The sequence below is a fragment of the Geodermatophilus sp. SYSU D00814 genome (assembly GCF_054050055.1).
In genome coordinates this window covers 1-24,137 of record NZ_JBJGYP010000036.1, presented here as the reverse complement: position 1 = coordinate 24,137, position 24,137 = coordinate 1, and the positions used below count along the sequence as shown (strand labels likewise).

At 75.9% G+C, this 24,137-nt stretch carries 20 protein-coding genes; 4 read left to right on the top strand and 16 right to left on the bottom strand.

Going from position 1 to position 24,137, the window contains the following annotated elements:
• Window positions 1-34: 34 nt before the first annotated feature.
• The 4 genes from ACI780_RS21240 to ACI780_RS21225 all read right to left on the bottom strand — a co-directional run bounded on the left by ACI780_RS21240 (window position 35) and on the right by ACI780_RS21225 (window position 5,512).
• A complete protein-coding gene (locus tag ACI780_RS21240; protein WP_456870036.1) occupies window positions 35-895 on the bottom strand; it encodes a DUF4191 domain-containing protein in 861 nt (286 codons plus the stop codon).
• Between the two features lie 51 nt (window positions 896-946).
• Window positions 947-1,918 carry a lipoyl synthase gene (gene lipA, locus ACI780_RS21235; RefSeq protein WP_456870037.1) on the bottom strand — a complete coding sequence of 324 codons (972 nt, stop codon included), beginning with the start codon at window positions 1,916-1,918 and terminating at the stop codon, window positions 947-949.
• Between the two features lie 84 nt (window positions 1,919-2,002).
• Window positions 2,003-3,136: a hypothetical protein gene (locus ACI780_RS21230; RefSeq protein ID WP_457005582.1), complete on the bottom strand. Its 1,134-nt coding sequence runs from the start codon at window positions 3,134-3,136 to the stop codon at window positions 2,003-2,005.
• A gap of 99 nt (window positions 3,137-3,235) precedes the next feature.
• Window positions 3,236-5,512, bottom strand: a complete 2,277-nt coding sequence (locus tag ACI780_RS21225; RefSeq protein WP_457005580.1) for a putative bifunctional diguanylate cyclase/phosphodiesterase — start codon at window positions 5,510-5,512, stop codon at window positions 3,236-3,238.
• Between the two features lie 214 nt (window positions 5,513-5,726).
• Here ACI780_RS21225 and leuS point away from each other — a divergent pair, with 214 nt between their 5' ends.
• Entirely contained in the window at window positions 5,727-8,627 is a 2,901-nt protein-coding gene (gene leuS / locus ACI780_RS21220) for a leucine--tRNA ligase (protein WP_457005578.1), read from the top strand.
• A gap of 63 nt (window positions 8,628-8,690) precedes the next feature.
• On the opposite strand, the gene lipB is transcribed toward leuS, so the two are convergent.
• From lipB to ACI780_RS21205, 3 genes are read right to left on the bottom strand one after another with little or no spacing between them, the layout of a single operon-like run.
• Window positions 8,691-9,332 (bottom strand): lipoyl(octanoyl) transferase LipB, encoded by a 642-nt coding sequence (gene lipB, locus ACI780_RS21215; protein ID WP_456870041.1) that lies wholly within the window; start codon window positions 9,330-9,332, stop codon window positions 8,691-8,693.
• A gap of 22 nt (window positions 9,333-9,354) precedes the next feature.
• Window positions 9,355-10,089: a Type 1 glutamine amidotransferase-like domain-containing protein gene (locus tag ACI780_RS21210; protein WP_457005576.1), complete on the bottom strand. Its 735-nt coding sequence runs from the start codon at window positions 10,087-10,089 to the stop codon at window positions 9,355-9,357.
• Entirely contained in the window at window positions 10,089-11,336 is a 1,248-nt protein-coding gene (locus ACI780_RS21205; RefSeq protein ID WP_457005574.1) for an NAD(P)/FAD-dependent oxidoreductase, read from the bottom strand. Before ACI780_RS21205 ends, ACI780_RS21210 begins: the two co-directional genes overlap by 1 nt.
• Window positions 11,337-11,454: 118 nt before the next feature.
• Between ACI780_RS21205 and ACI780_RS21200 the strand changes: the two genes are divergently transcribed.
• Complete coding sequence (locus ACI780_RS21200) at window positions 11,455-13,173, top strand: serine/threonine-protein kinase (RefSeq protein WP_457005572.1); 1,719 nt, start codon at window positions 11,455-11,457, stop codon at window positions 13,171-13,173.
• 3 nt (window positions 13,174-13,176) lie between these two features.
• On the opposite strand, the gene ACI780_RS21195 is transcribed toward ACI780_RS21200, so the two are convergent.
• The 4 genes from ACI780_RS21195 to ACI780_RS21180 all read right to left on the bottom strand — a co-directional run bounded on the left by ACI780_RS21195 (window position 13,177) and on the right by ACI780_RS21180 (window position 19,230).
• Window positions 13,177-14,088 (bottom strand): TIGR01777 family oxidoreductase, encoded by a 912-nt coding sequence (locus ACI780_RS21195; RefSeq protein ID WP_456870045.1) that lies wholly within the window; start codon window positions 14,086-14,088, stop codon window positions 13,177-13,179.
• 72 nt (window positions 14,089-14,160) lie between these two features.
• Window positions 14,161-16,116 carry a 2-oxoglutarate dehydrogenase, E2 component, dihydrolipoamide succinyltransferase gene (gene sucB / locus ACI780_RS21190; protein WP_457005570.1) on the bottom strand — a complete coding sequence of 652 codons (1,956 nt, stop codon included), beginning with the start codon at window positions 16,114-16,116 and terminating at the stop codon, window positions 14,161-14,163.
• Between the two features lie 66 nt (window positions 16,117-16,182).
• The gene (gene lpdA / locus ACI780_RS21185) at window positions 16,183-17,562 is read right to left on the bottom strand and encodes a dihydrolipoyl dehydrogenase (RefSeq protein ID WP_457005568.1); all 1,380 of its coding nucleotides are present in this window, start codon (window positions 17,560-17,562) and stop codon (window positions 16,183-16,185) included.
• Between the two features lie 156 nt (window positions 17,563-17,718).
• Window positions 17,719-19,230, bottom strand: coding sequence for a leucyl aminopeptidase (locus ACI780_RS21180; RefSeq protein ID WP_457005566.1), 1,512 nt, complete (start codon window positions 19,228-19,230; stop codon window positions 17,719-17,721).
• A gap of 81 nt (window positions 19,231-19,311) precedes the next feature.
• Between ACI780_RS21180 and gcvT the strand changes: the two genes are divergently transcribed.
• The gene (gene gcvT, locus ACI780_RS21175; RefSeq protein ID WP_457005564.1) at window positions 19,312-20,421 is read left to right on the top strand and encodes a glycine cleavage system aminomethyltransferase GcvT; all 1,110 of its coding nucleotides are present in this window, start codon (window positions 19,312-19,314) and stop codon (window positions 20,419-20,421) included.
• A 9-nt stretch (window positions 20,422-20,430) separates the two neighbouring features.
• On the opposite strand, the gene ACI780_RS21170 is transcribed toward gcvT, so the two are convergent.
• The 4 genes from ACI780_RS21170 to ACI780_RS21155 are packed head-to-tail and all read right to left on the bottom strand — an operon-like array spanning window position 20,431 to window position 22,892.
• On the bottom strand, window positions 20,431-21,567 hold the full coding sequence (locus ACI780_RS21170) for a YihY/virulence factor BrkB family protein (protein WP_456870050.1): 1,137 nt from the start codon (window positions 21,565-21,567) through the stop codon (window positions 20,431-20,433).
• Window positions 21,568-21,607: 40 nt separating this feature from the next.
• Window positions 21,608-21,883 (bottom strand): DUF4235 domain-containing protein, encoded by a 276-nt coding sequence (locus tag ACI780_RS21165; RefSeq protein ID WP_456870051.1) that lies wholly within the window; start codon window positions 21,881-21,883, stop codon window positions 21,608-21,610.
• Entirely contained in the window at window positions 21,880-22,455 is a 576-nt protein-coding gene (locus tag ACI780_RS21160; protein ID WP_457005561.1) for a DUF3618 domain-containing protein, read from the bottom strand. The genes ACI780_RS21165 and ACI780_RS21160 overlap by 4 nt, the downstream gene beginning before the upstream one ends.
• Entirely contained in the window at window positions 22,452-22,892 is a 441-nt protein-coding gene (locus ACI780_RS21155) for a phage holin family protein (RefSeq protein ID WP_456870053.1), read from the bottom strand. Before ACI780_RS21155 ends, ACI780_RS21160 begins: the two co-directional genes overlap by 4 nt.
• 111 nt (window positions 22,893-23,003) lie before the next feature.
• Here ACI780_RS21155 and ACI780_RS21150 point away from each other — a divergent pair, with 111 nt between their 5' ends.
• Window positions 23,004-23,216, top strand: a complete 213-nt coding sequence (locus ACI780_RS21150; protein ID WP_456870054.1) for a hypothetical protein — start codon at window positions 23,004-23,006, stop codon at window positions 23,214-23,216.
• A 41-nt stretch (window positions 23,217-23,257) separates the two neighbouring features.
• Here the strand turns inward: ACI780_RS21150 and ACI780_RS21145 are convergent.
• Window positions 23,258-24,137: aldo/keto reductase (locus tag ACI780_RS21145; RefSeq protein ID WP_457005559.1), on the bottom strand; the 880-nt coding region annotated here is incomplete at its 5' end.

The window sequence follows — 24,137 nt, the reverse complement described above, 5'->3', positions numbered from 1 at the left end:
GACGTGCGTATCGCTTCCTATGCCGAGGCTCGCGTCAGCGGCGGCGAACCTGCCGCTGGCTGACCGACATCTGCCGCCCGCCGGGCATCGGGCCACCGGGAACGGGCATCTTCGGGCCGCCCAGGGCGGCCATGCGCCGGCCGAGGGTGTTGACCTCGGCGGCGGAGAGGTTGCGCGGCAGCTTCATCACGTGGGTGCTGAGCTTGCGCAGCGGGACCTGGCCCTCCTCGTCGCCCACCACGAGGTCGTAGATCGGGGTGTCGCCGACGACCCGGGCGATCTTCTTCTTCTCCTGCGCGATCAGGCCGCGGACCCGGGCGGGGGAGCCCTCACCGACGAGCACGATCCCGGGCCGGCCGAGGACCCGGTGGACGGCGTCGAGCTGGGCGGTGCCCGCGACGCCGGCGGTGACCCGCCAGTCGCCGCGCATGCCCTCGAGCACCCACGCCGCGGCGCCGGGCTGGCCCTCGACCTGACGGTAGGCCGACCCCTGCGCCCGCCGGCCGAAGACGATCATGGCGGCGAGCACACCGAGGACGATCGCCAGCGGCAGCATCAGGAACGGCGCGCCGAACAGCACGGCGAGCAGCTCGACGACGCCGGCCACCGCCACGAAGGCGATGAGCATCAGCCACGGCAGCCGTGGGTCGTTCTTCCGGGTCAGCGAGTAGGCCTGCTTGATCATGCGGACCTGGTTGCCGACCCGCTTCAGCCGGCCGACCTTCGGCTGGCCGTCCTTGCCGAGCTTCGGGGCCCGGCCCTTCCCGCCCGCGGCGGTCGCCCCGGCTGCGGTGGCACCCCCGCCCGACCGGCCGCGCCCTGCGGTGCCGGGGCCGGTCGCGGCCTTGCCGCGGCCGGGGGGCGCGGAGGAGTCGGTGGGCTTGCTGCGTGCCATGTCCCCAGGATACGGGCGCGCGGGCGTCCCCCCGGTCAGGCGGCGGGCCGATCAGCCCCGAGGAGCGAGACCGCGTGCCTCGATCGCCTGCTGGTACAGCCGCCCGGCCCGGTAGGAGCTGCGCACCAGCGGCCCGGCCAGCACCCCGGGGAAGCCGATCTCCTCGGCCCGCTGCTGGAAGCCGACGAACTCGTCGGGCTTGACCCAGCGGACGACGGGGTGGTGCCGCGGCGAGGGGCGCAGGTACTGGGTGATGGTCAGCAGGTCGCAGCCGGCCTCGTGCAGGGCCTGCATGGTCTCGACCACCTCGTGCGGCTCCTCGCCCATGCCGAGGATGAGGTTGGACTTGGTGACCAGGCCGGCCTCGCGGGCCGCCGTGATGACCGCCAGCGACCGCTCGAAGCGGAAGCCGGGCCGGATCCGCTTGAAGATCCGCGGCACGGTCTCGACGTTGTGGGCCAGCACCTCCGGCCGGGAGGAGAACACCTCGGCCAGCTGGTCGGGGTCGGCGTTGAAGTCGGGGATGAGCAGCTCGACGCCGCAGCCAGGGACGGCGGTGTGGATCTGGCGCACCGTCTCGGCGTAGAGCCAGGCGCCGCCGTCGGGCAGGTCGTCGCGGGCGACGCCGGTGACCGTGGCGTAGCGCAGCTGCATCGCGGCGACGCTCTCGGCCACGCGGCGGGGCTCGTCGGCGTCGAAGTCGGCGGGCTTGCCGGTGTCGATCTGGCAGAAGTCGCACCGGCGGGTGCACTGGTCACCGCCGATGAGGAAGGTCGCCTCCCGGTCCTCCCAGCACTCGAAGATGTTGGGGCAGCCGGCCTCCTCGCACACGGTGTGCAGGCCCTCGCGGCGGACCAGCGACTTGAGCTCGGTGTACTCCGGGCCCGTCCGCAGGCGGGTCTTGATCCAGTCGGGCTTGCGCTCGATCGGGACCTGGCTGTTGCGCACCTCCAGGCGCAGCAGCTTGCGACCGGCTGGCTCGACCTTCGCGGGGGAGGGGGTGGGGGCCGCCGTCTCGCTCATGACCTGCACGGTACCCCCGGACGCGCACCGCCCCCGCTGCCTGCGGGAGGCAGCGGGGGCGGTGCGGGGACGTCCCGGTGGGGCTCAGGCCTGGCCGGCCGCGGGGCCCGCGGTCGGACCCTCCTGGGCGTTGCCGCCGCTGGTGAACGGCTCGGGAGCGGTCTGCGTCGGGTCGGTGGCGCCGGCGTCGTCGTCGCCGGCCACGTTCTGGGCGTCGCGGATGCCCATGTCGGACTCGGCGGGCGCGGAGTCGCCGGCGACGAACATCGCGTCGGAGACGGTCTTGCCGGACTGGTCGTTGCTCGGGGAACTGGGCACGGGGTCCTCTCGGTAGCTGGGCACGGGCCCGTCACCGGCGGGGGCCGGCGTCCACGGGTCGTCCTTCTTGCGGCGCAGGACCGCGAACGTGCCCATACCCAGCGCGAGCGCCAGCAGCACCCACGGCCAGCGCCGGCTCTCCGACGCCCCGCCCCGGGCCCTCGCCCGAGCCGCCTTCCGCTTGGCCTTCGCCTTCCCCTTGGCCTTCGCCTTGCCCTTGGCCGCCTTGCGGGTCGTGTCGCGGCCGGCCCGGCCGACGCCGGACACCAGCTCGGCGCGGCGGTGCTCGAGCTCGCCGAGCGCGGTGCCCACCCCGGCGACGACGCTCTCGCGGGCGGTCCCGAGCACGGGGACGACGGTGTCGCGGGCGGCCGCCACCCGGGGCGCGACCTCGGCGGCCAGCGCCGTGCGCGTCGCCGCCTGCACGGCCTCCAGCCGCGGCCCGAGGTCGGCGGCGGTCCGGGCCGCGGCGGTGCCGGCGGCGGCCAGCGCGGCGGTGACCGCGGGACCGGCGGTGTCGCGGGCGGCCACGACCCGCGGGGTGAGCGCCGCGACGGCGGCGTCGACCCGCTCGCGGGCGACGTCCAGCGCCGGGCCGGCGGCGTCGCGGGCGGCGCCCACCCGCGGGGCGAGGGCCTCGCGTGCCGAGGTGACGGCGGGCGCGGCGGCGGCTGCGGCCGCGGCGACCTTCGGGGCGACCGCGACCCGGGCGGCGTCCAGGACCGGGCCGGCCACCTCGAGGGCGGCGTCGACGCGTGGCCACAGGTGCTCCGCGGCGGCCAGGCGGGCCTCGGTGACGGCGGCTCCCAGGTGGGTCAGGCTCTCCTGGAGCTCGGCCCCGATGACCTGGCCGTGGGTCTCGGTCCCGACGACCTGGTCGCGGGACGATGAGCGGAACACGGGATGCACCTCCGGTTGATCGACTCCGGCCATCCTGCCCGCTCGGCCGGATCGGCACATCCCGGGGTGGCGCGCCCGGGCGCCTCGGCCGCGGCGCCGTCAGGCGGTGCGGACCAGCGGCTGCCGCTCGGCGGCCAGCCAGCGCAGCAGGTCCCCGACCGGCATGGGCCGGGCGACGGCGTAGCCCTGGGCGACGTCGCACCCCAGTGCGGCCAGCCGGGCGGCGGTGACCGCGTCCTCGACGCCCTCGGCCACCAGGCTCAGGCCGAGGTCGTGGGCCAGCGCCACGGTGTGCCTCACGATCGCCGCGGCGCGCTCGTCCTCGGCGACGTCGGCGGTGAGGCTGCGGTCGAGCTTGAGCTCGTCGGCCGGCAGCCGGCGCAGGTAGGCCAGCGAGCTGTAGCCGGTGCCGTAGTCGTCGATGGAGGTGCGCACGCCCAGGCGCCGCAGCTCGGCGAGCACGGTGCGGCCGCGCTCGGGGTCGGCCATCAGGGTGTCCTCGACCAGCTCGAGGGTGAGCGCCGCGGCGGGCAGCCCGCGGTGGGCCAGCTGCGCGGCGACCTTCCCCGGCAGGTCGAGGTCGGCCACGTTCGCGGCCGACAGGTTCACCGACACCGGGACGCGGTGCTCGGCCCACCAGCGCGACACCGCGTCGAGCGACCGCTCGAGGACGGCGTCGGTGAGCGGGCGCAGCAGGCCGGCCTGCTCGGCGGCGGGCAGGACCACGGCCGGCCCCAGCAGTCCGCGGTCCGGGTGGTGCCAGCGCAGCAGCGCCTCGACGCCGACCACGCGGCCGTCGGCCATGGCGACCTGCGGCTGCAGGTGGACGTCGAGCTCCCCGGCAACGAGCGCGGTGCGCAGCTCCTCCATGGTGCGCAGCCGCTCGCCGGAGCCGCTGGTGGGGTCGGGCACGTAGACGTGCACGCCGGTCCGCTCGGTCTTGGCCGCGTACATGGCGACGTCGGCGCAGCGCAGCAGCTCCTGGACGTCGTCGGCGGGCACCGGCGCGGTGGAGACGCCGATGCTCACCCCGACGTGCAGCCGGATGCCGTCGACGGTGAACGGCCGGCGCAGCAGGTCGTGGACGGTGCGGGCGCGCTCGGCGGCGGTGGACAGGCCGGCGTCGGGCAGCAGGACGGCGAACTCGTCGCCGCCGAGGCGGGCGAGGATCTCACCGCGCGCCAGCGCCGGGGCCAGCCGCGGGCCGACCTGGCGCAGCAGCTGGTCCCCGGAGCCGTGCCCGAGGCTGTCGTTGACCTCCTTGAACCCGTCGAGGTCGAGCAGCAGCAGCGCGGCCGGGCGGGCGGTGGTGGCCCCGGCGAGCACGGTGCGGGCCGCCTCGAGCAGGGCGCGCCGGTTGGGCAGGCCGGTCAGCTCGTCGGTGCGGGCCTCCTGCCGGACCGCCGCGAACGAGCGGACCTCGCGGAAGGTGACCGCGGTGCGGGCCAGTGCGGCGAGCACGCAGCCCACGGCCAGCCACCCGGCGCTGCCGGGCAGGTCGTCGCCGTAGCCGGCCGCCAGGACGGCGAGCGCGGCCAGCGTGCCGGCCAGCGGGAGGGCCACCAGCCGCCAGGTGATCCGCACCCCGCCGTCGTCGTCGCGCGGCGCCGGGTCGCCGGTGGTGCGCTGCGCGGCGACCGCGGCGCACAGGACGCCGGCCAGCCAGATCAGCTCCAGCGGTCCGCCGTCGGTGTAGCGGCCGGCGACGCTGAGCGCGAACAGGGCGGCGTCGGCCACGGCGAAGAACGCCACGGCCCCGGCGGCCAGCAGCAGCGTGCGGTCGACGTGCACGCCGAGGATGGCGCACACGCCCGCGACCAGCGCCAGCAGCAGGACGTCGGCCGCCGGCCAGGCCAGCTGCAGCAGCGAGATGTCGCCGTCGGCGCCGAGGTAGGGGCCGAGCACGAAGCCGATGCCGACCGCCGTCGTCCCCAGGGCGACGACGACGCCGTCGAGCCACATGCTGGTCAGGAAGCGGGACACGCGGGCGCGGATGAAGACGAACAGCGCCACGTAGAGGCTGCCGTAGGCGACGGCGACGGATGAGTCGCCGAGCAGCGACGGCGTGGTGCCGGCCTGTCCGGTCTGCAGGATCCGCACGACGTTGCCGAGCGCGCCGACGACGAGCGTGGTCGCCAGCGCCCGCCAGGCCAGCGCCTCGCGTGGCGCGGTGCGGGCGGTCAGCCAGCACGCGGCGCCCGCGGCCAGCCACGGCACGTGGTAGACGACGACGTCGTAGAGGACGTCCCACACCACCCCGCCGGGCCGCGGCCCGATGCCGGTGGTGAACGCGGCCACGCCGAGGACCGCGACCACCAGCAGGTGGTCGCGGGGGCCGGCTCCCGGGGACCGGGGGGACACCGTCGCGGCGCGCACGGGTACTGCATCGGCGGGCAGCGCCCCCGGGTGCACCCCGGCGGCCCCGGTCGACCCCTCCGGGTGAGACGGCGCCGCGCGCTAGGCTGGAGGGGTGACCGGCGGGCGCCTGCTTCTCCGGCCGTGCTGACCTGATCGCGCAGTCAGCACGGCGACCCCTCCTGTGTGAGGGGTTTTTTCGTGTCCGCCGACGGATGACCCCGGGAGCACCTCGATGAGCCAGACGGCGAGCCAGACCACGACCGAGCCCGCCGAGGACGGCGTGCCGCCGCACCGCTACACGCCCGCGCTGGCCCAGCGCATCGAGCTGGCGTGGCAGGACCGGTGGGAGCGGGAGGGCACCTTCCACACGCCCAACCCCGTGGGCCGGCTCTCGGCGGGCTTCGAGCGGGTCGCCGGGCGGCCCAAGTCTTTCGTGATGGACATGTTCCCCTACCCCTCCGGTGCCGGCCTGCACGTCGGGCACCCGCTGGGCTACCTGGGCACCGACGTCACCAGCCGGTTCCGCCGCATGGACGGCGACAACGTGCTGCACCCGATGGGCTACGACGCCTTCGGCCTGCCCGCCGAGCAGTACGCCGTCCAGACCGGGCAGCACCCGCGGGTCACCACCGAGGCCAACATCGCGGCGATCCGCGCGCAGCTGCGGCGGCTGGGCTTCGACCACGACGAGCGCCGCACCTTCGCCACGATCGACCCGGGCTACTACCGGTGGACCCAGTGGATCTTCCTGAAGATCTTCGGGTCCTGGTTCGACGAGCAGGCCGGGAAGGCCCGCCCCGTCGAGGAGCTGGTGGCCGAGCTGGACGCCGGCACGCGCGAGCCGGCGCCGGGGACCAACCCCTCGGGGCGGCCGTGGGCGGAGCTGTCGGCCGTCGAGAAGCGGCAGGTGGTCGACGCCCACCGGCTGGCCTACCGCCACGAGGCGCCGGTCAACTGGTGCCCCGGGCTGGGCACGGTGCTGTCCAACGAGGAGGTCACCGCCGACGGCCGCTCCGAGCGCGGCAACTTCCCGGTGTTCCGGCGCCCGCTGACCCAGTGGATGATGCGGATCACCGCCTACGCCGAGCGGCTGCTGGCCGACCTGGACCGGCTGGACTGGTCGGACTCGGTCAAGCAGGTGCAGCGCAACTGGATCGGCCGCTCCACCGGTGCGCGCATCCGCTTCGCCGCCGGCGACCGCACCATCGAGGTGTTCACCACCCGCCCCGACACGCTGTTCGGCGCCACCTACATGGTGCTGGCACCCGAGCACCCGCTGGTCGGGGAGCTGACCGCCGAGGCGTGGCCCGACGGCACCGACCCGCGCTGGACCGGCGGCGCGGCGACCCCGCGCGAGGCCGTCGAGGCCTACCAGCGGCAGGCCTCGCGCCGGTCGGAGCTGGACCGGCAGAACGAGAGCCGGGAGAAGACCGGCGTGTGGCTGGGCGTCACCGCCGTCAACCCGGTCGACGGCCGCGAGCTGCCGGTCTTCATCGCCGACTACGTGCTGACCGGCTACGGCACCGGCGCGATCATGGCGGTGCCTGGCGAGGACACCCGCGACTGGGAGTTCGCGGAGGCGTTCGGTCTGCCGGTGGTGCGCACCGTGCAGCCGCCGGAGGGCTTCGAGGGCGGCGCGTTCACCGGCAGCGGCGCGATGATCAACTCCTCCAATGAGGAGGTCTCTCTGGACGGGCTGGACAAGGCCACCGCCATCGCCACGATCACCGACTGGCTGGTCCGGCGCGGCGCCGGCGAGGCGACCACCACCTACAAGCTGCGCGACTGGCTGTTCAGCCGGCAGCGCTACTGGGGCGAGCCGTTCCCGATCGTCTACGCCGTCGACGGCGAGGACGCCGGCCTGCCGCGGGCGGTGCCCGAGTCGCTGCTGCCGGTGCTGCTGCCGGAGGTCGACGACTACTCGCCGAAGACCTTCCCCGACGACGACGCCGACTCCGTCCCCGAGCCGCCGCTGTCGCGGGTGACCGAGTGGACGACGGTCGAGCTGGACCTGGGCGACGGCCTGCGGACCTACCGCCGCGAGACAAACACGATGCCGAACTGGGCGGGCTCGTGCTGGTACTACCTGCGCTACCTGGACCCGGGCGACGACACGCAGATGGTCGACCCCGAGCTGGAGCGCTACTGGCTGGGCGCGCAGTCACCGGGCGACGTCGGCGGTGTCGACCTGTACGTGGGCGGGATGGAGCACGCGGTCCTGCACCTGCTGTACGCGCGCTTCTGGCACAAGGTGCTGCACGACCTGGGCTACGTCTCCAGCGAGGAGCCGTTCCGGCGGCTGGTCAACCAGGGCTACATCTCCGCCTACGCCTACACCGACGCCCGCGGCTTCTACGTGCCCGCCGCCGACGTGGTCGAGGAGGACGGGCGCTTCCTCTACGAGGGCGAGCCGGTCACCCGCGAGTACGGCAAGATCGGCAAGAGCCTGAAGAACATGGTCACGCCCGACGAGATGATCGGGGCCTACGGCGCCGACACCTTCCGGGTGTACGAGATGTCGACCGGCCCGCTGGAGCAGTCGCGGCCGTGGGACACCAAGGCGGTCGTCGGCTCCCAGCGGCTGCTGCAGCGGATCTGGCGCGTCGTCGTCGACGAGGAGACCGGCGCGGTGCGCGCCGACGACTCGACCCCGTCCGACGACGTGCTGCGCGCGCTGCACCGGGCGATCGCCGGGGTGCGCGACGGCATGGCGACGCTGCGGTTCAACGTGGCCATCGCCCGGATCGCCGAGCTGACCAACGCGCTGACCGCCGCCTACGGGGCGGACGCGCCGGTACCGCGGGCGGTCGCCGAGCCGCTGGTGCTGCTGGTCGCGCCGCTGGCACCGCACCTGGCCGAGGAGCTGTGGGCGCGGCTGGGCCATCCCGACTCGGTGGCGTGGGCGCCGTTCCCGGTGGCCGACGAGCGGTGGCTGGCCGAGGACACCGTGCAGGTCGCCGTCCAGGTCAACGGGAAGGTGCGCGCGCAGGTGACCGTGCCGGCCGACGCCGACGCCGCGGTGCTGGAGGAGGCGGCGCGGGCCGACGAGCGGGTGGCCGCGCAGCTGACCGGGAAGACCGTGCGGCGGGTGGTGGCGGTCCCGGGGCGGCTGGTCAACTTCGTCGTCGGCTGACGATGGACCCCGTCCCCCTCAGCGCTCGCGGGCTCGCAGGCTCGCCTCGGGACGGGCCGCGGGTCAGACGGCGGGTGCGAGCGTGAGGACGCGGCGCACCGCGGCCTCGACGGCGTCGACCACCTCGGCGACGGGGACGTCGCGGCCGAGCTCGGCGCTCAGCGAGGTGACCCCGGCGTCGGCGATGCCGCACGGGATCATGTTGGCGAACGCCGACATGTCGGGGTCGCAGTTGAGCGCGAACCCGTGCATGGTCACGCCGCGGGCCACCCGGACCCCGATCGCGGCGATCTTGCGGTCGGGGCCGCGGTCGTCGGCGCGCACCCACACGCCGCTGCGGCCCTCGACCCGCTCGGTGGCGAGCCCCAGCCCGGCGCAGACCTCGATGAGCGCCGCCTCCAGCCGCCGCACGTGCGCCACGACGTCGACCGGGTCGGGCAGCGCGACGATCGGGTAGCCGACCAGCTGGCCCGGCCCGTGCCAGGTGATCTTGCCGCCACGGTCGACGTCGATCACCGGCGTGCCGTCGAACGGGCGCTCGTGGGGCTCGGTACGGCGGCCGGCGGTGTAGACCGACGGGTGCTCCAGGAGCAGCAGCGTGTCGGGACCCTCGCCGGCGACCCGCGCGGCGTGGATCTCGCGCTGCCGCGCCCAGGCCTCCTCGTAGGGGACGGTGCCGGCCCGGACGACGTGCAACTCGGTCACGCTCCCCAGCCTAAGCCCGCGCTCAGCGGAGCCTGCGCGGCTCGAGTCGGGTCTCCACGGCCGTGCCGTCGGGTCCGCGCTCGACCCGGTAGGCGGCCGCGCCCGGCCGGTCGGCAACGGCCTCCACCAGGTCGGTGCCCCGGTAGACCAGGCCCACGCCGTCGTCGGTGGCGTGCCCGCCGGGCAGCGTCCCGTCGGCCACCAGCCGGTGGTAGAGCGGGCGGCGCTGCTCCTCGGAGTCGTAGTGCACGCCGTTGGACGTCGGGATGAGCCCCAGTCCGTTCGTGACCGGCCGCAGGTCGGGGCCGTAGGAGTCGGTGGTGCCCCCGACGTGCCAGCACAGCGACCCGGCCGACACCCCGCCGAGCACGACACCGGCGCGCCAGCACTCCGCGAGCACCTCGTCGAGGCCGTGCACCCGCCACACCGCCAGCAGGTTGGCCACGCTGCCGCCGCCGACCCACACGACGTCCTGGGCCAGCAGGTGCGCCCGCACGTCGGCGACCGTGGGCATGGGGAACAGGCTCAGGTGGCTCATCCGGACGGCGCTGCCGGCGAAGGCGCCGTAGACGGCGGCCAGCCGCGCGGGGTCGTCGCCGGTGGCGGTGCCGAGGTAGCACAGCCGCGGGTGCTCCGGCGCGCCGGCGAGCTCGACGGCGAGGTCGAACACCGGGCCCGGCGCCCAGTCGTAGGGGCCGCGCCGGCGGGAGTCGAAGCCGATGCTGGTGGCCAGGACGGTGGGGGCGTCGGCGGGCATCAGGCGGCTCCGGTCGCGAGGGCGGGCCGCAGCGCGCGGAGGACGGCCGCGGCGGTGCGCCGGCCGCTGGCCATGGCGCCCTGGATGGACGGGGTGTCGCGGTGGTCCCCGCACACGTACAGGCCGCCGCCGAGGTCGACCGGGCGGCGGTGCCGCAGCGGGGGCAGCGCGGCCGGCTGGGCGCCGGTCACGGTGACCGTGGTCAGGTGCTCGAGGTCGGCCGGGGCCACGTCGTGCAGCCGGGCGACCTCGTCGCGGACATCGGCCTCGCGGGTCGGCGGGAGCGAGTTGCTGGCCAGCAGCGCCCGCCCGTCGGGGGAGTAGCCCGGCTGGGCGTCGGTGAGCACCACGCTGTTGACCAGTCGCCCGCCCGGTGTGCCGAGGACGATGAGCGGCTCGGTCCAGGGCGAGGCCGGCAGCACGTGGTAGTGGGTGGTCACCTGCCGTGGCGCGGCGGCTTCGACGGCCGGGACGAGCCGGGCCGCGGTGCCGGGGTCGGTGGCCACCACGACGGCGTCGGCGCGCACGGGCCCGGCCGCGGTGGTGACCTCCGTGCCGCTCACCGCGGTGACGCCGACGCCGGTGTGCACCCGCTCGGCGCCGACCCGGCCGGCCAGCTGCTCGCCGATGGCCTGGATGCCCCGGGCCGGCAGGCCGGTCGCGCCGCGCGCGAAGCTGCGCCACAGCAGGTCCAGGTAGCGGCTCGACGTCTCCAGCCGGTCCTCGAGCAGCACCCCGGCGAGGAACGGGCCGAAGAACCGCTCCAGGGCCACCGCCCCCACCCCGGCCTGCCGCAGGTGCTCGGCGGCCGTGGTCTCCCGCGCGGTGAGCAGGCGGGGGACCGGCCAGTAGCCCGCCCGGGCGGAGAAGGCGGCGATGGCGGCCTTCTCGCGCAGCGACCCGACCGGAGCGCGCAGCGTGTCCGGCAGCGCCGTGGGCACCCGCCGCGGGTCGACCACCCGGTGTGCCCGCCCGCCGGCCCGGACGACCGCGCCGGGCGCGAAGAAGCCCAGGTCGAGCGCGTCCAGGTCGAGGTCGGCGGCGCGGGGGTAGCCGGTGTTGAAGACCTGGAAGCCGCGGTCCACGACGAAGCCGTCGACCCGGTCGGTGGCCAGCCGCCCGCCGACGTGACCCGCGGCCTCGAGCACGTGGACGTCGCAGCCGGCCGCGACCAGCCGGGTGGCCACGGACAGCCCGGCCAGCCCGGCGCCGACGATGACGACCTCGGCGCGGGGAGGTGGTGGCATGGCCCGAACCTAGGTGCAGCGCGGCCCGCGCACCTGTCCGGGCCGGTGGCTGTGGACGCAGCCGGCGCCTGTGGACAGCCGGAGCGGGCCGGTGCCCGGGCGTCCTACCGTCCCGGCCGTGTCCCCGCTGCGCGATGCCGACGACGCCGAGCGTCCCGACCCCGACCCCGACCCCGACGCCGGACCCGGGTCCCCGGCCCCGCCGGTGGTGCCCGGCTACCGGCTCGACCGGCTGCTGGGACGGGGCGGGTCCGGCGAGGTGTGGCGGGCCCACCCCCGCGGCGGCGGCCCTCCGGTGGCGGTCAAGGTGCTCCTCGCCGGGGACGCCGAGCGGCAGGCGCGCGAGGCCGCGCTGCTCGGCGCGCTGGACCACCCGCACCTGGTCCGGTTGCACGAGGTGGTGCACCAGCCCCGGCGCGGCGGCCCACCCCGGGTGGCGCTGGTCCTCGACCTGCTCGAGGGCGGCAGCCTCGCCGCGCTGCTGGCACGACGCGGCCGGCTGCGTCCGGGAGAGGTCGTCACCGCGCTCGCACCGGTCGCGGCGGCGCTGGCCCGGGCGCACGAGGAGGGGGTCGTCCACGGCGACCTGTCGCCGGGCAACGTCGTGTTCACCGCCGAGGGCCGCCCGGTCCTCACCGACCTCGGTGTGGCCCGCGTCCTGGGGGAGGAGGCGGCCGGTGAGGTGACGCCGGCCTACGTCGACCCCGCGGTGGCGCGCGGCGGCGCCCCCGGCCCCGCGTCCGACGTCTTCGGGGTGGCCGCGGCGGCCTTCCACGCGCTCACCGGTGTCGCTCCCTGGAACGCGGCGACGCCGGCGGACACCCTCCGGGTCGCGGCGAGCGGTGAGCTGCCCGACCTCGCCGCGCTGGCGCCGGACGCGCCGCCGGCGCTGCTGGAGGTGGTGGCCCGGGGGCTGTCGGAGGACCCCCACGCCCGCGGGTCGGCCGCGGCGTTCGCCTTGGACCTGCGGCACGCCTGCCGTCCCGAGCCCGTGCGGCTGCCCCGGGGCGGCACCCCCGACGCCGACCTCGCCCGCACCGGCCGGGGACCGCGCACGGAGTTGACCCACCAGGTGCCCGGCCGCCACCGCAGGCCGGCGCCGTGCGAGGTCCGGCCGGCCGGCCGGGGGCTCCGGTGGCCGAGCCGGTCGGCCGTGCGCCGTCTCGGGGCCGGGGTGGGCACGGCGGCCCTGGTCGTCGTGGCGGTCTGGGGCGGCCTCGCGTGGTCGCGGTCCGGGCCCGGTGCCGCACCGGTCGCCGTGGCCGGGGAGTCGACGGCCTCCGCCACCCCGTCGACGTCTCCGGAGCGCGCGGCCGCCCGGCCGGCCTCCTCGCCGCCGGCCTCGACCCCGTCCTCGACCCCGTCCTCGACCCCGTCCTCGACCCCGTCCTCGCCGGTCCCGTCCCTGCCCGTCCCGTCCCCCGCGCCGACCGTGGAGGAGACGGACTGGACGGCGGTGCTCACCGCCCTCTACGAGCGGCGCGCCGAGGCGTTCGGCACGGGGGACGCGGCGCTGCTGGCGGAGGTCTACACCGCCGACAGCCCGCTGCTCGCCGCCGACCGGGCGTACCTGGCGGGGCTGGGCGCGGCGGGGGAGGTGCTGCGCGGGTTCCGTCCCACCGTCGCGCAGGTGGCCGTCACCGGGGTCGCCGGCGCCGACGGGACCGTGCAGGTGCAGCTGCTCGACAGCTGGCCGGAGTGCGCCGTCGTCTCGGCCGCGGTCCCGGACGGCCCGGTGCTGCGCACCGAGGCCGGCCGGGCGCCGGCACAGGTGGAGATGGTGCTGGTCCCCGGCCCGGACGGGTGGCGGATCGGCTCGGCCGGCCGGCTGTCGTGACGGTCAGCCGCGGCCGAGGGCCTCGCGCAGTGCCGACGGGAGGGTGGCGTGGGTGAACCGGTAGCCGGCCTCCTGCAGCCGGGCGGGCACCGCGCGCTGGCCGGCCAGGACGCTGGAGCGCCCGAACTCCCCGAGCACGAGGCGCAGGGCCACCGCCGGCACGGGCAGCACGGCGGGACGGGAGACGGCGGCGGCGAGGTCTCGGACGAACTCGCTGTTGGGCACCGGCGCGGGGCCGGTCAGGTTCACCGGCCCGCTGACCTCGCCGGCCGTCAGCAGGAACCGGATGGCGCCGACCTCGTCGGCCAGGCCGATCCACGGCCAGTACTGCCGTCCCGACCCCATCCGGCCACCGAGGCCGAGGCGGAAGACCGTGCCGAGGATCCGCACGAGCACGGCGTCGCGACCGATCACCAGGCCCGTGCGCAGGGTGGCCACGCGGACGCCGGCGTCGGCGGCGGGGCGGGTGGCCTGCTCCCACTGCACGCACAGCCGGGCGAGGAAGTCCTCCCCGGGGCCGGCGTCCTCCTCGACGACGCGGTCACCGGTGTCGCCGTAGTAGCCGACCGCCGAGGCCGACAGCAGCACCCGCGGCCGGGAGGGGTCGGCGGCCGCCGCCGCGGCCAGCGCCTCGCTCACCGTGGTCGTGCTGTCGATCCGGCTGGCCACCAGGTCGCGCTTGTAGCCCGCCGTGAACGGGCGGGGCCGGATGGGCGTGCCGGCGAGGTTCACCACGGCGTCGACGTCCTGCAGGAGCACCGGGTCGATCCGCCGGTGCTGGGGGTCCCAGCGGTGCTCGTCGGCGGTGCGCGGGGTCCGGCGCACGAGGCGGATGACCTCGTGCCCGTCGGTGCGCAGCGCCGGGACCAGCGCCTGCCCGATGAGGCCCGAGGCCCCGGTGACCGCGATCTTCATGACCCTCCTCGTCCCCCCGGGCACGGATGTGGCCGGGTCCCGGCGCGGACGCCGGGACCCGACCGGGGGACGTCAGGACAGGCCGAGCTCGCCCTCGAACTGACCGGCCTCCAAGCGCTCCTTCACGGTCACGAGGAACCGCGCTGCGTCGGCACCGTCGACGATCCGGTGGTCGTAGGTCAGCGCCAGGTACACCATCGACCGGACGGCGATGACCTCACCGAGGTCGGGGTCCTGCACGACGACCGGCCGCTTCACGACCGAGCCGGTGCCCAGGATGGCCACCTGCGGCTGGTTGATGATCGGGGTGTCGAACAGGGCGCCGCGGCTGCCGGTGTTGGTCAGCGTGAAGGTGCCCCCACCGAGCTCGTCCGGCGTGACCTTGTTGATGCGGGTCCGCTCGGCGAGGTCGGCGATCTTGCGGGCCAGACCCCCGAGGCTGAGGTCGCCGGCTCCGTGGATGACCGGCACCAGCAGTCCGCGCTCGGTGTCCACGGCGATGCCGAGGTTCTCGGCGTCGTGGTAGGTGACCGTCCCGGCCTCCAGGTCGACCGAGGAGTTCACCGCCGGGTGGACCTTGAGCGCCTCGACGGCCGCCTTCGCGAAGAACGGCAGGAACGACAGCTTCACGCCCTCGCGGGCCTGGAAGTCCCGCTTCGCGCGGTCGCGCAGCCGGGCGATCCGGGTGACGTCGACCTCGACGACGGTGGTCAGCTGTGCGCTGATCGCCAGCGACTCGACCATGCGCCGGGCGATGACCCCGCGCAGCCGCGACATCTTCTCGGTGCGCCCGCGAAGCGACGGGTCGGGCTGCGCCGCGGGGGAGGGGGCAGCGGGCCGGCCGGCGGCGGGCGCGCTGGGTGCCGCAGCAGCCGGCGCCTCGGCCGGCGCCTCCGCGGGGGCCTTGGCCGACTCGGCGGCGGCGAGGACGTCCTGCTTGCGGATCCGACCCCCGACACCGGTGCCCTCGATCGCGGTGAGGTCGACACCGTGCTCGGCGGCCAGACGGCGGACCAGCGGCGTCACGTAGGTGCCACCGCCGTCGGCGGGCGCCGGGGTCGACGCCGGAACCGGGGCCTGCCCACCGGAGGGAGCCGGGCGCGGCTGGGTCGGCGGGGTGCTGCGCTGCTCGGCGACCGTCTCGGCGGCCCCGGAGCCGTAGTCGGCGCCGGCGGGCACCGACGGCGGGGGCCCGGGAGGAGCGGCGGCCGGCGGCTCCTGGCGCGGTGCCGGCGGCTGCTGCACGGGCGTCTGCTGCTGGGCAGGGGCCTCCTGCGGGGCAGGGGCCTCCTGTGGGGCGAGGGCCTCCTGCTGGGCGGGGGCGCTCGCCGCGGCCCCGCTGCCGATCACCGCGAGCTGCGCGCCGACCTCGACCGTCTCGTCCTCCTGGACGCTGATCGACAGCAGCGTGCCCGACACCGGAGCCGGGATCTCGGTGTCGACCTTGTCGGTGGAGACCTCCAGCAGCGGCTCGTCCGCGGTCACCTCCTCGCCGACGGCCTTGAGCCAGCGGGTCACGGTGCCCTCGGTGACGCTCTCGCCGAGCGCCGGCATCGTCACCGGCGTCCCCTCGCCGCCACCCTGGCCGCCACCCTGGCCGCCACCCTGGCCACCACCCTGGCCACCGTCCTGGCCGCCGTCCTGCCCACCGGACGACGGCGCCGCGGCCGCCGGAGCGGGCTGCGGCTCCTCCGACGGGCCGGGGCCCGCGTCCTCCACCTGCTCGGCGGGGGTCTGCGGGGTGTCGGCGTCGTCGGCGGACGCGGGGGCGCCTCCGGCGTCGCCGTCGCCCTCGCCGCCGATGACCGCGAGCTCGGCGCCGACCTCGACCGTCTCGTCCTCGGACACCAGGATCCGGGTGAGCACGCCCGCGGCCGGGGAGGGGATCTCGGTGTCGACCTTGTCGGTGGACACCTCGAGGAGCGGCTCGTCGACCTCGACCTGCTCACCCTCCTGCTTGAGCCAGCGGGTGACCGTGCCCTCGGTGACGCTCTCGCCCAGGGCGGGCATGGTGACGGAGGTCGGCATCGGGAGAGGGCTCCTTCGGGGTCGCGAGGGGAGGGGAGACGGCGGTCGGCGACGCGGGGAGCGGCGTCAGCTGTGGGCGTGCAGCGGCTTGCCGGCCAGCGCGAGGTGGGCCTCGCCGATGGCCTCGCTCTGGGTCGGGTGCGGGTGGATCAGGGCGGCCACCTCGTCGGGCAGGGCCTCCCAGTTGTAGATCAGCTGCGCCTCGGCGATCAGCTCGCCGACCCGGCTGCCGACCATGTGCACGCCGACCACGGGGCCGTCCTTCTGGCGGATGAGCTTGACCGCGCCCTGCGTCTTGAGGATCTGGCTGCGCCCGTTGCCCCCGAGGTCGTAGGTGAGGGTCTCGACGTCGCCGTACTGCTCGCGGGCCTGGGTCTCGGTGAGGCCGACCGAGGCCACCTCGGGCTCGGAGTAGGTCACCCGCGGGACACCCGCGTAGTCGATCGGGACGACCGGCAGCCCGGCGAGCCGCTCGGCGACGAGGATGCCCTCGCCGAAGCCGACGTGGGCCAGCTGCAGGGTGGGGATGAGGTCCCCGACGGCGGAGATGGTCGGGACGTTGGTCTGGCAGTACTCGTCGACCAGCACGTAGCCGCGGTCCATCGCGACCCCGGCCTCCTCGTAGCCCAGGCCCTGGCTGACCGGGCCGCGGCCGACCGCGACGAGGACGATCTCGGCCTCGAACTCCTTGCCGTTCTGCAGGCTGACCTTGACGCCGTTCTCGGTGTGGGCCACCCCGGACACCAGGTTGCCCAGCTCGAAGTTGATCTTGCGACGGCGGAACGCCCGCTCCAGCAGCTTGGAGGAGCTCTCGTCCTCCAGCGGCACGAGGTGCTTGAGGCCCTCGATGATGGTCACGTCGACGCCGAAGGACTTCCACGCGCTGGCGAACTCGCAGCCGATGACGCCGCCGCCGAGGATGATCGCCGAGGTCGGGACGCGGTCGAGCGCCAGCGCCTGCTCGCTGTCGATGACGCGGACGCCGTCGAGCTCGACGCCGGGGATGCTGCGGGAGTAGGAGCCGGTGGCCAGCAGGACGTGCCGGCCCTCGTAGGTCTGCCCGTTCACCGACACGGCGGTGGGGGAGACCAGCCGGCCCTCGCCCTCGACGTAGGTGATGCCGCGGCTCTTGACCAGGCCCTGCAGGCCCTTGTACAGCCGCGCGATGACGCCGTCCTTGTAGGCGTTGACGCCGTCCATGTCGATGCCGGCCAGCGAGGTCTTGACGCCGAACTGCTCGCCCTCGCGGGCCTGGTCGGCGATCTCACCGCTGTGCAGCAGCGCCTTGGTGGGGATGCAGCCCCGGTGCAGGCAGGTGCCGCCGACCTTGTCCTTCTCGATCAGGACGACCGACAGGCCCAGCTCCGCCGCGCGCAGTGCGGCGGCGTAGCCACCCGAGCCACCGCCGAGGATGACCAGGTCGGCGGGGGTGGTGGGTGCGCTCACGACGTGCTCCTCGTTGATCTCGGCCTTCCCCGCCGGTGCGGGCGGGGGGATGGTCCTGGCCCATCCTGCCACTCCGGAGAACTGCAGGCCCGGGGCGCCGACCACCGGCCGGGCGCGGGTCGCGGGCGCGACGCCGGCGGCCCGGCCGGCGGGTGCTCAGCGGGTCAGCAGGTCCTCGATGGTGGCCAGCAGCGTGCGGACCGGGACGCCGGTGCCGCCCTTGGGCGTGTAGCCCCACGGGGCGCCGGTGTTGTAGCTCGGGCCGGCGATGTCGATGTGCGCCCAGGGCAGACCGGCGGGCACGAACTCGGCGAGGAAGTGCGCCCCGACGAGCATCCCGCCCATGCGGTCGGCGTTGGCGTTGACGAAGTCCGCGATCGGGGAGTCGATGCCCCGCCGCAGCTCCTCGGGCATCGGCATCGCCCACATCGGCTCGCCGCTGCGGCGGCTGGCGGCCACGACGGCGTCGCGCAGGTCGTCGCTGCCCATGACGCCGGCGGTGCGCGCCCCGAGGGCGACCAGCTGCGCGCCGGTCAGCGTCGAGGTCTCCAGCAGGACGTCGGGGGAGTCCTCGGCGGCACGGGCGATGGCGTCGGCGAGGATCACGCGGCCCTCGGCGTCGGTGTTGGTGATCTCGGCCTTCTTGCCGTTGCGGAAGGTGACCACGTCGGCCGGGCGGTAGGCGGTGCCGCTGGGCAGGTTCTCCGCCATCGGCACGGTGGCGGTCAGCTCCACCGGCAGGCCGAGCCGGGCCACCAGGCAGGCGGTGGCGATCACGGCGGCGGCGCCGGCCATGTCGCTGGTCATGTGGTGCATGTTCGCGGCCGGCTTGATCGACAGGCCGCCGCTGTCGAAGGTGATCCCCTTGCCGACCAGGGCCACCTTCTTCTGCGCCTTCCGGTGGCGGTGGGTCAGCCGCAGCAGCCGCGGGCCGCGCGCGGAGCCCCCGCCGACGGCGAGCACGCCGCCGTAGCCGCCGGCGGCCAGCTCCGCCTCGCCCAGCACCTCGACCGACAGGCCCGCGGCCTTGCCGGCCGCCGCGCCGCGGGCGGCGAACTCGGCCGGGTAGAGGTCGTTGGGCGGGGTGTTGACCAGGTCGCGCACCAGGGCCACCGCGTCGGCGACGGCACGCACCCGGTTCAGCGGCGCCTTGGCCGCGCCGGCGTCCGGGACGACGACGGTGATCTCGCGCGGCGGCGTCGGCCGGTCCGCGGGCAGGTCGGAGCGGTAGGCGGTGAACTCGTAGGCGCCCAGCAGCGAGCCCTCGCCGACGGCGTGCAGCCGCTCGGCGTCCGGCGTGCCGCCCACGGCCGCCAGCAGGGTGACCACCGAGGCGCGGCCGGCCAGCGCGCGGCTGGCGGCACCGGCGGCGCGGCGGACCGCCTCGGCGGAGTACCCACCGGCCGCCTCCGGGGCACCGAGGCCGACGGCCGCCACGACGGGGAAGGGGCCCTGGCCGAGGCTGGCGACCCGGGTGACCTCGTCCGCGGCCCCGCGGGCCCCGAGGTCGGCCAGCGCGGGCAGCAGCCGGCCGCCGAGCAGGCGGTCGACGGCCTCGGCGCCGGGGGTGGGCAGCAGGCCGGAGGCGCCCTTGCCGACGCCGACCACGACGGCGTCGGCGGAGGTCTTCTCGAGCGGGCGGTCGGTGGCGGTGATCGTCGGCGGCACCGCTGCATCGTAGGGGGCACCGTCGGCGGGGTCGTGAGGACGGCGAAGGAGTCGGCGGGTGGGCGTCGCTACGGTGCGGGGGTGACCGCGCGGACCTCGCCCCTGCACGACCGCCACGTCGCGGCCGGCGCCAAGCTGGCCGACTTCGGCGGGTGGTCGATGCCCATCGAGTACGCCGGCGGCGGCGTCCTCGCCGAGCACGCCGCGGTGCGCGAGGCGGTGGGCCTGTTCGACGTGTCCCACCTGGGCACCGGCACGGTGCGCGGCCCGGGCGCCGCGGCGCTGGTCGACGCCTGCCTGAGCAACGACCTCATGCGCATCGGCCCGGGGCAGGCGCAGTACACGCTCTGCTGCGTCCCCGACGGCGAGCCCGACGCGGGGGGCGTCGTCGACGACCTGATCGTCTACCTGCACGGGGACGACGACGTCCTGCTCGTGCCCAACGCGGCGAACGCGCAGGAGGTGCTCGCCCGGCTGGCCGACGCGGCGCCGTCGGGGGTGACGGTGACCGACCGGCACGAGGAGGTCGCCGTCCTGGCCGTGCAGGGGCCGCGCTCGGCCGCCGTCCTGGATGCCGCCGGGCTGGCCGCCGACCTGTCCTACATGGCCTTCGCCGGCGGGGAGGGGCAGGAGGTCACCGTCTGCCGCACCGGCTACACCGGCGAGCACGGCTACGAGCTGCTCGTCGCCGCCGACCGCGCCGGCGAGCTGTGGGACCGGCTGCTGACCGCCGGCGCGGCCGAGGGGATCCGCCCGTGCGGCCTCGGCGCCCGCGACACGCTGCGCACCGAGATGGGCTACCCGCTGCACGGCCACGAGCTGTCCCGCTCGATCACCCCCAACCAGGCGCGCAGCGGCTGGGCGGTGGGCTGGCGCAAGCCGGCGTTCTGGGGGCGGGAGGCCCTGCTGGCCGAGAAGGAGGCCGGTCCCGCGCGGCTGCTGTGGGGCCTGCGCGCCCCCGGCCGCGGCATCCCGCGCCCTGGCATGGCGGTCCTCGACGACGGCGGGGCGCGGGTCGGCGAGGTCACCAGCGGCACCTTCTCGCCCAGCCTGCGCACCGGCATCGCGCTCGCCCTGCTCGACTCCGCCGCGCCGCCCGCCGAGGGGACCGCCCTCGCCGTCGACGTCCGGGGCCGCCCGCAGCCGGTCGAGGTGGTCAGGCCGCCGTTCGTGCCCTCCCACGTGCGGTAGCGGACCGGCTCACGCCTTCTGCTTCGACTCCTTGGTCGGCTCCGGCGGGTCGGGCAGCGAGTCGGCCACGGTGGCGTTGCGCTGCCCCATCGGCACCGGCTCGCCCTCGGTGGTGTCCTCCGCCGTCTGGTGCTCGGCCTCGGAGTTGATCTCCGCGCCGAGCAGCACCAGGTAGCAGGTCAGGTACAGCCACAGCATCAGCACGATCACGCCGGCGATCGCGCCGTAGGTCCTGTCGTACGAGCCGAAGTTGTTGACGTAGAAGCTGAAGCCGAGGCTGACCAGCGCCCAGATGACGGTGACGACGATCGCGCCGAGGCTCACCCACTTGAGCTGCGGTGCGTCGCGGTCGGGCGCCACCCGGTAGAGCACCGCCAGCGAGCCGGCGAACACCCCGAGCAGCAGCACCCAGCGCACGACCTGCGCCAGGACCGTGCCGACGACGCCCAGCGGCAGCGAGTCGAGCACCGCCGGGACGACGGCGACCAGCGTGAACGTCACCAGCACGAACACGATGGCGCCCAGGGTGAGCCCGAGCGCCATCGCCTTGCGCTTGACGAAACCGCGGGTCTCCACCTCGTCGTAGGCGATGTTGACCGCGGTGATCACGTTGCCGGTGCCGCCGGACGCGGACCACAGCGCCGCGAGCACGGAGACCACCAGCGACACGGACAGCGCGCCGCCGCTGTTCTGGGTGATCGAGGTGAGCTGGTCGCCGATGAGGGCGGCCGCCTCGTCGGGCAGCTGTGCCGAGAGGCTCTCGACCTGCCGTGCGACGGTCTCCGGCGAGGCGACCAGGCCGTAGATGGAGATGGTCGCGATCAGCGCCGGGAAGATCGCCAGGAAGGCGAAGAACGCGACGCCGCCGGCGATGATCGGCATGTTGTCGGCGTTGTTCTCCGCCCACGCCCGCTTGACGACCTGCTTCCACCCCCGCGCCGGGATCTGCGTCGGCGACTCGGCGTGCACGCCGGGCAGCTGCGCGGCGCCGGGGCCACCAGGTGGCACCCGGCCGGGATCGGAGGGGCCCTCACCGCGGGCGGCCCGCTCCTCGGCCTCCCGGGCGGCCGCGCGGCGGGCCGCCTTCTCCTCCACCCGCTGCCGGATCCGGTCGACGGCGCTGTCGCGCTCCCTCGTCCCGGCCATCTGCGTCCCTCCCGTCGACGTCGCGCGCCCGTGCCGTCCGTCAGTCGCCCGGCCAGGTGCCGGTCAGCTTGGTGAAGGTGCGTGCCCCGAGCCGGTCGATGGTCGCCTTCGTCGCGGCGAAGATGGCGCCCTGGATCGCCGCGGCCAGCACGACCTCGCGCATGCGGTACTCGCTCTGCAGCGCGTCGGGGGCGTCCTCCTCGCCGGAGACGCGCTTCCAGACCTGCTTGAAGATCGCGCCCGAGACGACACCGGCGAGGATGCCGGCGCCGAGGCCGACCGGGCGGTAGACCAGCTTGGCGCCCTTACCGCTCACCTGCGCACCTTCCCCTTCGCCGCCCCGCTCTTGGCGATGCCCTTGCCCGTGGCCTTGGTGGAGGTGGCCCTGGTGGAGGTGGCCTTGGTGGAGGCGGCCTTCGTCACGACGGCCTTCTTCGCGGCGCCCTGCGCGAGGGCCCGGCGCCGGGCGTCCCGGGCGACGGCCCGCTGCGCGCGGGCGGTCTCCCGCGCGGCCTGCGCGCGGGCGCGCCGGGCCTCCGCGCGCGCCTGGGCCAGCGCGGCGCCCGTCGCGGTGGAGACGGCCGCGGCGCGGCGGCGCTTGCGCCGGCGGCGCCAGGTCAGCAGGCCGACCAGGCCGGCGAGCGCGGCACCGGCGCCGATGACGGCCGGCGGGCTCTCCCGGTAGGTCTCGACGGCGGTGTCCTTGGCGCGCGCCGCCCCCTCCTTGGCCCGCGCGGGGACGTCGAGGCGGGCGCTGAGCTCGTCGACGGTGCGGCCGAGCTGCTCGCGGGTCGCCTCGATCTCGGCCTTGATGGCGTCGGGGTCGGCGGGGCCGGTGGCGGCGGAGTCCGGCCCGTCGGGGCGGGAGCTGCCGGACGGGGTGCTCATCGGCGCGCACTCTCCTTGACGGTCGCGATGTCGGCCTTGGTGCTCGCGATGGCCTCGGTGGGCACCGGCGGGGAGCCCTGCTGGACGTCCTTCTTCCCGATCAGCGCGAGCACACCGGCGACGGCGAGCAGCACCACGGCCACGATCAGGGCGGCCAGCCAGGCCGGCAACACCACGTCGAGGGCGAGGACGGCGGTGGCGACGAGCACGCACAGCCCCAGGAAGCCGAACAGCCCCGCGCCGCCGAAGAGACCGGCGCCGACGCCCAGGCGCTTGGCCTTCTGCGTCATCTCGGCCTGCGCCAGCCGGGCCTCGTCGCGCACCAGGCGCGAGACCTGCTCGGTCAGCTGGCTGATCAGCTGCCCGGTGGAGGCGTCCTCGGTCGAGGGCGGTGGCGGGGTGGCGCGCGAGGCGCCCCCCGTGGTCGGCACGGTCATCGGTCCTCCGGTGGGCACGGGTGGTCGGACCTCCCATGCCCTCGCCGAGCTGTCCCGACACCCGGTGACCGGTCACACCCCGGACACGGCCGGCCTCACTAGCCTCCGTCCATGACCTGGACCTGGCGGCTCGAGGACCCCGACGGCGCGACCATCGACCCCGCCGCGCTCGGCGTCGAGGTGCCGCGCTCGGACAACCAGGGCGACGCCGAGTCGTGGCTGGGGGAGAACTGGCGCGACCTGCTCGCCCGCGGCGTGGCGACGGTGTCCCTCTTCGACGGCGACCGGAAGGCCTACGGCCCGATGGGCCTCGCCCCGGCCTGAACCTCACCTCGACGTCGAGGGTCAGGCCGGGGCGGCGGGGATCACCCTCGAGAGGTCTTCGCGGGGTCCCGCTCGACGACGTCGCCGAGGACCTCGTCGATCCGGGCGAGGACGTCGGCCTCGAGCCGGACGCCGGCGGCCTTCACGTTGTCGTGCACCTGCTCGGGCCGGGTCGCGCCGATGATCGCCGCGGCGACGTTCTCGTTCTGCAGCACCCACGCCACCGCGAGCTGCGCCATGGACAGCCCGAGGTCGTCGGCGACCGCCCGCAGGTCCTGCACCCGGGTGAGGACGTCGTCGGTCATGAACTGCCGGATGAACCGGCCGGCCTCCGGGTCGGTGGCGCGGCTGCCGGCGGGCGGCTGCTCACCCGGCCGGTACTTGCCGGTGAGGACGCCCTGGGCGAGCGGCGACCACACGATCTGCGAGACGCCCTCGCGCTGCGACGTCGGGACGACCTCCTCCTCGATGACCCGCCAGAGCATCGAGTACTGCGGCTGGTTGCTGATGAGCTGGACGCCGAGGTCGCGGGCCAGCGCCGCGCCGGCGGCGATCTCCTCGGCGCGCCACTCCGACACCCCGATGTAGAGCACCTTGCCCGCCCGCACCAGGTCGGCGAAGGCGGTCATGGTCTCCTCCAGCGGCACCGTCTCGTCGTAGCGGTGCGCCTGGTAGAGGTCGATGTGGTCGGTCTGCAGCCGCCGCAGCGAGGCCTCGCAGCTCTCCTGGACGTGCTTGCGGCCCAGACCGCGGTCGTTCGGGCCGGGGCCGGTGGGCCAGTAGACCTTGGTGAAGATCTCCAGGCCCTCGCGGGGGGGGGGGGGGGGGGGGGGGGGGGGGGGGGGGGGGGGGGGGGGGGGGGGGGGGGGGGGGGGGGGGGGGGGGGGGGGGGGGGGGGGGGGGGGGGGGGGGGGGGGGGGG

What these genes read in the sequence shown, in the direction of transcription:
- ACI780_RS21155 (WP_456870053.1), bottom strand. Translation starts at nt 22,892, where the DNA reads ATGACCGTGCCGACCACGGGGGGCGCCTCGCGCGCCACCCCGCCACCG.
- lipA (WP_456870037.1), bottom strand. Translation starts at nt 1,918, where the DNA reads ATGAGCGAGACGGCGGCCCCCACCCCCTCCCCCGCGAAGGTCGAGCCA.
- ACI780_RS21195 (WP_456870045.1), bottom strand. Translation starts at nt 14,088, where the DNA reads ATGAAGATCGCGGTCACCGGGGCCTCGGGCCTCATCGGGCAGGCGCTG.
- ACI780_RS21170 (WP_456870050.1), bottom strand. Translation starts at nt 21,567, where the DNA reads ATGGCCGGGACGAGGGAGCGCGACAGCGCCGTCGACCGGATCCGGCAG.
- ACI780_RS21205 (WP_457005574.1), bottom strand. Translation starts at nt 11,336, where the DNA reads ATGCCACCACCTCCCCGCGCCGAGGTCGTCATCGTCGGCGCCGGGCTG.
- ACI780_RS21240 (WP_456870036.1), bottom strand. Translation starts at nt 895, where the DNA reads ATGGCACGCAGCAAGCCCACCGACTCCTCCGCGCCCCCCGGCCGCGGC.
- ACI780_RS21160 (WP_457005561.1), bottom strand. Translation starts at nt 22,455, where the DNA reads ATGAGCACCCCGTCCGGCAGCTCCCGCCCCGACGGGCCGGACTCCGCC.
- ACI780_RS21210 (WP_457005576.1), bottom strand. Translation starts at nt 10,089, where the DNA reads ATGCCCGCCGACGCCCCCACCGTCCTGGCCACCAGCATCGGCTTCGAC.
- sucB (WP_457005570.1), bottom strand. Translation starts at nt 16,116, where the DNA reads ATGCCGACCTCCGTCACCATGCCCGCCCTGGGCGAGAGCGTCACCGAG.
- leuS (WP_457005578.1), top strand. Translation starts at nt 5,727, where the DNA reads ATGAGCCAGACGGCGAGCCAGACCACGACCGAGCCCGCCGAGGACGGC.
- ACI780_RS21150 (WP_456870054.1), top strand. Translation starts at nt 23,004, where the DNA reads ATGACCTGGACCTGGCGGCTCGAGGACCCCGACGGCGCGACCATCGAC.